Origin of the sequence: Mycobacterium ulcerans subsp. shinshuense (assembly GCF_002355775.1) — a bacterium.
Classification (GTDB): Bacteria; Actinomycetota; Actinomycetes; order Mycobacteriales; family Mycobacteriaceae; genus Mycobacterium; species Mycobacterium marinum.
In genome coordinates, this window is sequence record NZ_AP017625.1 from 123,658 (window position 1) to 132,381 (window position 8,724).

Sequence of the window (8,724 nt, forward strand, 5' to 3'; positions counted from 1 at the left end):
TGGGTGTTGATCGGGGCGGGTATCGAAACGGGCCGTCCGGTGGCGAGGGCGGCATCGAACAGGGCCAGTCCGTGGCTGGTGGCGATGGGCATCAAACCCAGGCGGGTCATGCGGGCTAGATCTACATCGGTTAGATGCGCGGTGAGACCGGTGTGAGTCTGCCAGTAGCCCCAGGCCAGGCTGGTCGCGGGCAAGCCCAGGCGGTGGCGGTAGTCGGCGAGAGCATCTAACGCGGTGTTGGCTGCCGCGTAGTTACCCTGACCGGGACTGCCTATCATTCCGGCCATGGACGAGAACATGATGAATGCAGACAGGTTGTGTTCGTAGGTGAGTTGGTGCAGCTGCCATGCCGCGTCGGTTTTGGGGGCCAGCACCTGGTCGAGTTGATCGCCGGTCAACTCGGTGATTGGGGTGTCGGCCAATACCGCGGCGGTGTGCACTACCGCGGTTAAACGGTGTTGTGTGGGCACTGAATTGACCAGGGCGGCCAGTGCTTCGGGGTCGCTGATATCGCAGGCCGTGATGGTGACATGAGCACCTAGATCGGTGAGCCGCTGCTGCAGATCGGTGGCACCGTGGGCCTGAGGTCCGCGCCGCGAGGTCAACAACAGATGCCGGACACCATGGGCAGAAACCAGATGCTCGGCAAACAAGGCACCCAGCGTCCCGGTCCCCCCGGTGATCAACACCGTGCCCTCAGGATCTACCACCACCGGCGCAGTGAGCACGATCTTGCCTGTGTGACGGGCTTGACTCATGTCACGTAAGGCCGAGATGGCTTGGTAGATGCTGTAATTAGTGGTCGGTAGGGGTTTTAGGGTGTCGGTGGCAAACAGTGGGGACAGTTGGGCCAGTGTGCGCTGGATGTGATCGGGGGAGACGCTGAGCAGATCGAGGGCGCGGTAAATGACGCCGGGATGGGTTGCGGCGATGACCTCGGTATCACGGATGTCGGTTTTGCCGATTTCGACGAAATGGCCACCGCGGGGCAGCAGGGCTAGGGATGCTTCGACGAATTCACCACTGAGGCAGTTCAATACGACATCAACACCGGCGCCGTTGGTGGCATCGAGGAATGCGTTGGAAAAGTCCAGAGTACGCGAGGAAGCGATATGGTCGCGCGGTACCCCCAGTGCCTCAAGGGTGCTCCATTTCGCGGCGCTGGCGGTGGCGAATACTTCGGCACCCAAATGGTGTGCCAATTGAATCGCAGCCATACCCACACCGCCAGTGCCGGCATGGATCAGCACTCGTTGCCCTCGGCTTAGGCCCGAGATCTCGGCCAAAGCGATGTAGGCGGTCAGGAATACCACCGGTATGGATGCGGCTTGGGGGAAGGACCACCGGGCCGGGATCGTCATCACCATGCGGTGATCAGCGACAGTGCTGGGGGCAAACGCACCAGAGACGGTCATGCCGGTCACGGCATCACCCACGGCGAATCCGTAGACGTCGGGACCGATCTCGCTGATCACCCCGGCGGCTTCTCCGCCGAATCCGTCGTCGGGGATTAGCCCCAACGCGACGACCACGTCGTGAAAATTCAAACCAGCGGCCCGGACATCGATACGGATTTGTCCAGAGGCCAGGGCAGTGTGGGCGGTCGGTAGCAGGGCGAGGTTGGCCAGATCACCCTTGCCGGTGGTGTCAAGGCGCCAGGGGCCGCTGTCCGGTGGTGTCAGGACAGCGGTGCGGGTCAGGCGGGGGATGTGGATGGTGTCGCGGCGTATGGCCAGTTGGTTTTCGCGGGTTGGCAGGGTTAGGGCGGTGGTGAGGGTGTCGCTGTTGGTGTTGTCGTCGGTGTCGAGCAGTGTGAAGCGTCCGGGGTGTTCGTTTTGGGCGCTGCGGATCAGGCCCCACACTGCGGCGTGGGCTAGGTCGGGGACCGGGTCGTGGGCACTGGTGCTGACGCCGTGGCGGGTCACGATGACCAGTCGGGTGCCGGTGGTGTCGGGGTGAGTGAGCCAGTCCTGCACCACGGTAAGTGTTTGGCGGGTCAGGGTGTGTATCCGAGAAGACACCGCGGTGTCGGATGCTTGGTGTGCCTGGAGCTCTTCGTTGCTGGGCACCGGTACCGGCCACACAACCACGTCTGCTTCGGTGGTGCTGGTGTGCAGGTCGGTGCTGGTGTGTAGGTCGTGCAGGTAGCGGGGCAGCTGTTGAGTGGGTTCGGCGATCACCCGATACCGCAGGGCATCGGTGTCGGTGTCGGTGTCGGTCGTGGTGTCGGGGTGTGGTGGCCAGCTCAGGTGTAGTAGGCCAGCTGCCGTGGCTGCCGGAGCAGACCCTGTGGCGGTGGTGAGGGGGCGGGTGATCAATGAGTCGATGATCGCCACCGGGGCTCCGGTGGTGTCACTGGTGTGCACGGTGATGGCATCGGTGTTGGTACGGGTCAGCCGTACCCGCAATCGGGTGGCGTGGGTGGCGCGCAAACTGATGCCGGTAAAGGCGTAGGGCAGCCGCACCTGGTCACCGGTGTCTGCGGTGTTGGTGTCATCGGTGTTGTTGGTGGGGGGTTGGGTCAGGGCGAGTAGGGGGTGTAAAGCGGCGTCGAATAGGGCGGGGTGGATGCCGTAGCCGTCGATGTCGGTGTCTTCGGGTAGTTCAACTTCGGCGTAGATGACATCGGGTGTGGCGTGGTCACGCCATATCCGTTGCACACCTTGGAATGTTGGGCCGTAGTTGTAGCCCTGTGCAGCTAGGTCGTCGTAGAAGTCATCCACCTCGATCGCGGCTGTGCCGGGTGGAGGCCACGGCACAGGCGTTAGGGGGAGGTGGTTGTGGTCGGCGGTTTGTGCGGTCAGGACTGCGCTGGCATGCAGAACCCACTCGGGTTGTTCATCGCCGGTGGTGGTGTTGTCATGGCCGATATGTGGGCGCGAGTGGATGTTAAGAGACTGCCGGCCCATGTCATCGGTGTCGGTGACGGTGATCTGTAGATCCGCGGTGTCGTGGCCAGCGAGCAGCAGGGGGGTGTGCACGATCAGTTCGTTGACCGAGGAATATCCGGCACGGTCAGCGACATGCAGCGCTAGCTCGACAAATCCGGTGCCTGGGAACAGCACGGCTGATTCGACGGCGTGTTCGTTTAGCCATGGTTGGGTGCGTGGGCTGATCCGGCCGGTGAACACCCATCCGCGGTTTTCGGCCAGTTCGGTGGCGGTGTCTAGCAGCGGATGCATGGCGTGGGTATTGGCCCCGCTGAAATCACCGGCGGTGGGCAGCAGCCAGTAACGCTGATGCTGGAAAGCGTAGGTGGGCAGTGGGAGGGGGCGGGCCTGGCAGTAAAGAACATTCCAGGATGGGCTGATGCCATGGCAGTGCAGCTGGCCGAGTGCTGCAGCGAACGCGACAGCATCAGGGCGATCCTTGCGTAAAGCTGGCACTGCTGCGCCGCCGCCGCCGGCTTGTTCGACGGTGTCGGTGATCGCTTGTGTCAACACCGGGTGAGGTGAGAGTTCCAGGAAAACCTGCTCACCCGCCCCGAGCAGGGCAGCGACAGTGTCATGGAACCGGACAGTGTTACGGATGTTGCGGTACCAGTAGTCCGCGGTCATTGTGGTGGTGTCGTAGGCGGTGTCGTGAGGTTCGCCGTCGACGGTGGAATACATCGCGATGGTTGATGGCCGCGGTGTCAGCTCGGGTAGCTCGTCGAGGAACTGATGGCGGATGTGTTCCATATAGGGGGAATGAGAGGGGTAGTCCACCGGGATAGCGCGAGCGTCGATGTTTTCGTGTTCGCAGGTAGTCAGCAATTCGGTGATCGCTGTGGTATCGCCGGAGACCACAGCGCTAGCGGGGCCGTTAACTGCGGCGACAGTGATCTTGCCGTCCCACCGTGCCAGCAGCTGGGTCAGTGGTTCCTCGGGCGATAGCACTGAAGCCATGGCACCGGCACCGGCCAGGTCGGTCAAGACACGGCTGCGCAAAGCCACTACCGCAGCTGCTTCGGGCAAGGTCAGGGCTCCGGCCACATGTGCCGCGGCGATCTCGCCCTGGGAGTGGCCGATGACTGCATCGGGGGTGATTCCGGCCCACCGCCAGAGTGCGGCTAACGACACCATCACCGAGAACAACACAGGCTGGACCACATCGACCCGCTCCAACGACGGGGCCTCGGGTTCGTCGTGTAACACAGCTAGCACCGACCATCCAGTGAAAGGCTGTAACGCTGCGTCGCATGCGTCGAGGGCGTGGGCGAACACGGGGAATTGGCGGTAGAGATCTGCGCCCATGCCGGGGTATTGACTGCCCTGTCCGGGGAACACGAACACTGTTTTGCCGGGGCCCTGTGGGGTCAGCAGGCCTCTGCTCAGCAGGGGGTGTGTGCCGTTGTTGGCCAGGGCGTGCAGTGCGGCCAGCGCATCGGTTGTGTCGTGGTTGTTTTCGCTGTGGTGCTCAATGCTGGTGGTGATGGTGGCGCGGTGGGGGTGGTGGCTGCGTGTGGTAGCCAGGCTGTGGGCTACATCGATCGGATCCAGATCGGGGTGGGCGCTGAGATGCTGGTACAGACGGGCCGCTTGTGCGCTTAACCCCGGCGCTGAACGCGCTGACAACGGCCACACCAGTACACCCACTGCGGGATCAGAACCCACTGCGGGATCAGAACCCACTGCGGGATCAGAACCTGTTGTGGTGTCGGGGGTTTGTGTGGTGTCGGGGGTGGGGGGTTGTTGGAGGATGAGGTGGGCGTTGGTGCCGCTGATGCCGAATGAGGACACCGCCGCGGTGCGGGGGTGGTCGGTGTTGGGCCATTGGATGGGCTCGGTTAGGAGTTGGACTGTGCCGCTGGACCAGTCGATGTGGGGGCTGGGTTGGTCGACGTGCAAGGTGGCGGGCAAGGTGGCGTGGGTGATGGCTTGGATCATCTTGACCACACCGGCGGCGCCGGCGGCGGCTTGGGTGTGGCCGATGTTGGATTTGATGGATCCCAGCCAAAGCGGTTGATCGGGCGTGTGGTGGTGGCCGTAGGTGGCGTGTAGGGCGCCGGCTTCGATGGGGTCACCCAGTGTGGTGCCGGTGCCGTGGGCTTCGACGGCGTCGACCTGGTCGTGGGTGAGGCCGGCGTTGGCTAGTGCTTGGTTGATGACGCGTTGTTGTGACGGGCCGTGGGGTGCGGTCAGTCCGTTGGATGCGCCGTCTTGGTTGATCGCCGATCCAGCGACGATCGCAAGGACCGGGTGGTTGTTGCGGCGGGCCTCGGAGAGCCGTTCAAGGACCAAGACCGCGGCGCCTTCACCAAAGCCGGTGCCATCGGCGGTAGCGGCGAAGGCTTTGCAGCGTCCATCTGGGGCCAGGCCGCGTTGGCGGGAGAAATCGGTGAAAACCGCAGGTGTGCTCATCACGGTGACGCCGCCGGCCAGTGCTAGCTGGGATTCGTTGTTGCGTAAGGATTGGCAGGCCAGGTGAATTGCCACCAGCGATGACGAGCAGGCGGTGTCAACGGTGATCGCTGGACCTTCTAGGCCCAAGGTGTAGGCGATACGGCCGGACATGACGCTGATCGCGCCGCCGGTCATCGCATACCCCTCAGCGTCATCGGAGTTGGTGGCGCCGTAGGACTGGGCCCAGGCTCCGGCGAACACCCCGGTGGAGGTGCCGGCCAAGGTGTGCGCGGGAATACCCGCGGTTTCTAGCGCTTCCCAGCACACCTCCAGCAGCAGCCGCTGCTGGGGGTCCATCGCGCGTGCCTCCCGTGGAGAGATCCCAAAGAACCCGGCATCAAAACCTGCCGCATCGTCAAGGAACGCGCCGTAACGGGTGTAGGTTTTGCCGACCGCGTCCGGATCGGGATCAAACAGTCCCTCCACATCCCAACCCGATCGGCCGGAAAATTACCCACCACATCACGGCCAGCGATCACCAAGTCCCACAACTGATCCGCTGATGCGACACCACCGGGGAAACGACACGCCATCCCCACCACCGCCACCGGCTCCTCGGTACGACCAGCTGCGATCACCACCGGAGCCGGCACCAGGGCACCGGTGGTGAGTCGGGTGTGCAGGTGTTGGGTTAGCGCGGTGGGTGTGGGGTGATCGAAGATGAGGGTGGGGGGCAGATCCAGGCCGGTGTTGTGGGTGAGGGTGTTGCGCAGTTCAAGGGCGGTCAGCGAATCGATTCCGAGGTCTTTGAACGCGGTGGCTGGGCTGATGCTTTCGGGGGTGTGGTGGCCCAGCACGGTGGCGGTGGCCGCGGCCACGAGGGTGGCCAGTGTTTGTTGTTGCTGTTGGGGGCTAAGTCCGTTGAGGCGGGCAGCGAGATCGGTTGCGGCAGAAGCCGCCCGGCGCCGTGGTGTGGTGATCAGCGCAGACAGGATCGGGGCCAGGGTGTTGTCGCGGGCGTGTCGGGCCAGGGTGTGGGTGTTGATCGGGGCGGGTATCGAAACGGGCCGTCCGGTGGCGAGGGCGGCATCGAACAGGGCCAGTCCGTGGCTGGTGGCGATGGGCATCAAACCCAGGCGGGTCATGCGGGCTAGATCTACATCGGTTAGATGCGCGGTGACACCGGTGCGGGTCTGCCAGTAGCCCCAGGCCAGGCTGGTCGCGGGCAAGCCCAGGCGGTGGCGGTAGTCGGCGAGAGCATCTAACGCGGTGTTGGCTGCCGCGTAGTTACCCTGACCGGGACTGCCTATCATTCCGGCCATGGACGAGAACATGATGAATGCAGACAGGTTGTGTTCGTAGGTGAGTTGGTGCAGCTGCCATGCCGCGTCGATTTTGGGGGCCAGCACCTGGTCGAGTTGATCGCCGGTCAACTCGGTGATTGGGGTGTCGGCCAATACCGCGGCGGTGTGCACTACCGCGGTTAAACGGTGTTGTGTGGGCACTGAATTGACCAGGGCGGCCAGTGCTTCGGGGTCGCTGATATCGCAGGCCGTGATGGTGACATGAGCACCTAGATCGGTGAGCCGCTGCTGCAGATCGGTGGCACCGTGGGCCTGAGGTCCGCGCCGCGAGGTCAACAACAGATGCCGGACACCATGGGCAGAAACCAGATGCTCGGCAAACAAGGCACCCAGCGTCCCGGTCCCCCCGGTGATCAACACCGTGCCCTCAGGATCTACCACCACCGGCGCAGTGAGCGCACCGTCACTGCTGTGTCGGGTCAGGCGGGGGATGTGGATGGTGTCGCGGCGTATGGCCAGTTGGTTTTCGCGGGTTGGCAGGGTTAGGGCGGTGGTGAGGGTGTCGCTGTTGGTGTTGTCGTCGGTGTCGAGCAGTGTGAAGCGTCCGGGGTGTTCGTTTTGGGCGCTGCGGATCAGGCCCCACACTGCGGCGTGGGCTAGGTCGGGGACCGGGTCGTGGGCACTGGTGCTGACGCCGTGGCGGGTCACGATGACCAGTCGGGTGCCGGTGGTGTCGGGGTGAGTGAGCCAGTCCTGCACCACGGTAAGTGTTTGGCGGGTCAGGGTGTGTATCCGAGAAGACACCGCGGTGTCGGATGCTTGGTGTGCCTGGAGCTCTTCGTTGCTGGGCACCGGTACCGGCCACACAACCACGTCTGCTTCGGTGGTGCTGGTGTGCAGGTCGGTGCTGGTGTGTAGGTCGTGCAGGTAGCGGGGCAGCTGTTGAGTGGGTTCGGCGATCACCCGATACCGCAGGGCATCGGTGTCGGTGTCGGTGTCGGTCGTGGTGTCGGGGTGTGGTGGCCAGCTCAGGTGTAGTAGGCCAGCTGCCGTGGCTGCCGGAGCAGACCCTGTGGCGGTGGTGAGGGGGCGGGTGATCAATGAGTCGATGATCGCCACCGGGGCTCCGGTGGTGTCACTGGTGTGCACGGTGATGGCATCGGTGTTGGTACGGGTCAGCCGTACCCGCAATCGGGTGGCGTGGGTGGCGTGCAAACTGATGCCGGTAAAGGCGTAGGGCAGCCGCACCTGGTCACCGGTGTCTGCGGTGTTGGTGTCATCGGTGTTGTTGGTGGGGGGTTGGGTCAGGGCGAGTAGGGGGTGTAAAGCGGCGTCGAATAGGGCGGGGTGGATGCCGTAGCCGTCGATGTCGGTGTCTTCGGGTAGTTCAACTTCGGCGTAGATGACATCGGGTGTGGCGTGGTCACGCCATATCCGTTGCACACCTTGGAATGTTGGGCCGTAGTTGTAGCCCTGTGCAGCTAGGTCGTCGTAGAAGTCATCCACCTCGATCGCGGCTGTGCCGGGTGGAGGCCACGGCACAGGCGTTAGGGGGAGGTGGTTGTGGTCGGCGGTTTGTGCGGTCAGGACTGCGCTGGCATGCAGAACCCACTCGGGTTGTTCATCGCCGGTGGTGGTGTTGTCATGGCCGATATGTGGGCGCGAGTGGATGTTAAGAGACTGCCGGCCCATGTCATCGGTGTCGGTGACGGTGATCTGTAGATCCGCGGTGTCGTGGCCAGCGAGCAGCAGGGGGGTGTGCACGATCAGTTCGTTGACCGAGGAATATCCGGCACGGTCAGCGACATGCAGCGCTAGCTCGACAAATCCGGTGCCTGGGAACAGCACGGCTGATTCGACGGCGTGTTCGTTTAGCCATGGTTGGGTGCGTGGGCTGATCCGGCCGGTGAACACCCATCCGCGGTTTTCGGCCAGTTCGGTGGCGGTGTCTAGCAGCGGATGCATGGCGTGGGTATTGGCCCCGCTGAAATCACCGGCGGTGGGCAGCAGCCAGTAACGCTGATGCTGGAAAGCGTAGGTGGGCAGTGTGAGGGGGCGGGCCTGGCAGTAAAGAACATTCCAGGATGGGCTGATGC

12 pseudogenes are annotated in these 8,724 nt (G+C 63.7%); all 12 read right to left on the reverse strand.

Features of this window, described 5'->3' with window-relative positions:
• Window positions 1-218: 218 nt before the first annotated feature.
• Window positions 219-758: pseudogene (locus tag SHTP_RS30795) on the reverse strand (beta-ketoacyl reductase); the annotation flags it as partial.
• Between the two features lie 24 nt (window positions 759-782).
• Window positions 783-1,415 (reverse strand): annotated as a pseudogene (locus SHTP_RS30800) (zinc-binding dehydrogenase); the annotation flags it as partial.
• Window positions 1,410-1,532 (reverse strand): annotated as a pseudogene (locus tag SHTP_RS30805) (hypothetical protein); the annotation flags it as partial. The pseudogenes SHTP_RS30800 and SHTP_RS30805, both read right to left, overlap by 6 nt.
• 228 nt (window positions 1,533-1,760) lie before the next feature.
• Window positions 1,761-2,366 (reverse strand): annotated as a pseudogene (locus SHTP_RS30810) (SpnB-like Rossmann fold domain-containing protein); the annotation flags it as partial.
• Window positions 2,352-2,909, reverse strand: a pseudogene (locus tag SHTP_RS30815) (polyketide synthase dehydratase domain-containing protein); the annotation flags it as partial. The pseudogenes SHTP_RS30815 and SHTP_RS30810, both read right to left, overlap by 15 nt.
• A gap of 27 nt (window positions 2,910-2,936) precedes the next feature.
• A pseudogene (locus SHTP_RS30820) lies at window positions 2,937-3,182 on the reverse strand (polyketide synthase dehydratase domain-containing protein); the annotation flags it as partial.
• Window positions 3,183-3,365: 183 nt separating this feature from the next.
• Window positions 3,366-4,868, reverse strand: a pseudogene (locus SHTP_RS30825) (acyltransferase domain-containing protein); the annotation flags it as partial.
• 12 nt (window positions 4,869-4,880) lie between these two features.
• Window positions 4,881-6,469 (reverse strand): annotated as a pseudogene (locus SHTP_RS30830) (acyl carrier protein); the annotation flags it as partial.
• A gap of 108 nt (window positions 6,470-6,577) precedes the next feature.
• A pseudogene (locus tag SHTP_RS30835) lies at window positions 6,578-7,072 on the reverse strand (beta-ketoacyl reductase); the annotation flags it as partial.
• Between the two features lie 99 nt (window positions 7,073-7,171).
• Window positions 7,172-7,777: pseudogene (locus SHTP_RS30840) on the reverse strand (SpnB-like Rossmann fold domain-containing protein); the annotation flags it as partial.
• A pseudogene (locus SHTP_RS30845) lies at window positions 7,763-8,320 on the reverse strand (polyketide synthase dehydratase domain-containing protein); the annotation flags it as partial. The pseudogenes SHTP_RS30840 and SHTP_RS30845, both read right to left, overlap by 15 nt.
• A gap of 27 nt (window positions 8,321-8,347) precedes the next feature.
• Window positions 8,348-8,593 (reverse strand): annotated as a pseudogene (locus tag SHTP_RS30850) (polyketide synthase dehydratase domain-containing protein); the annotation flags it as partial.
• Between the last annotated feature and the right edge of the window lie 131 nt (window positions 8,594-8,724).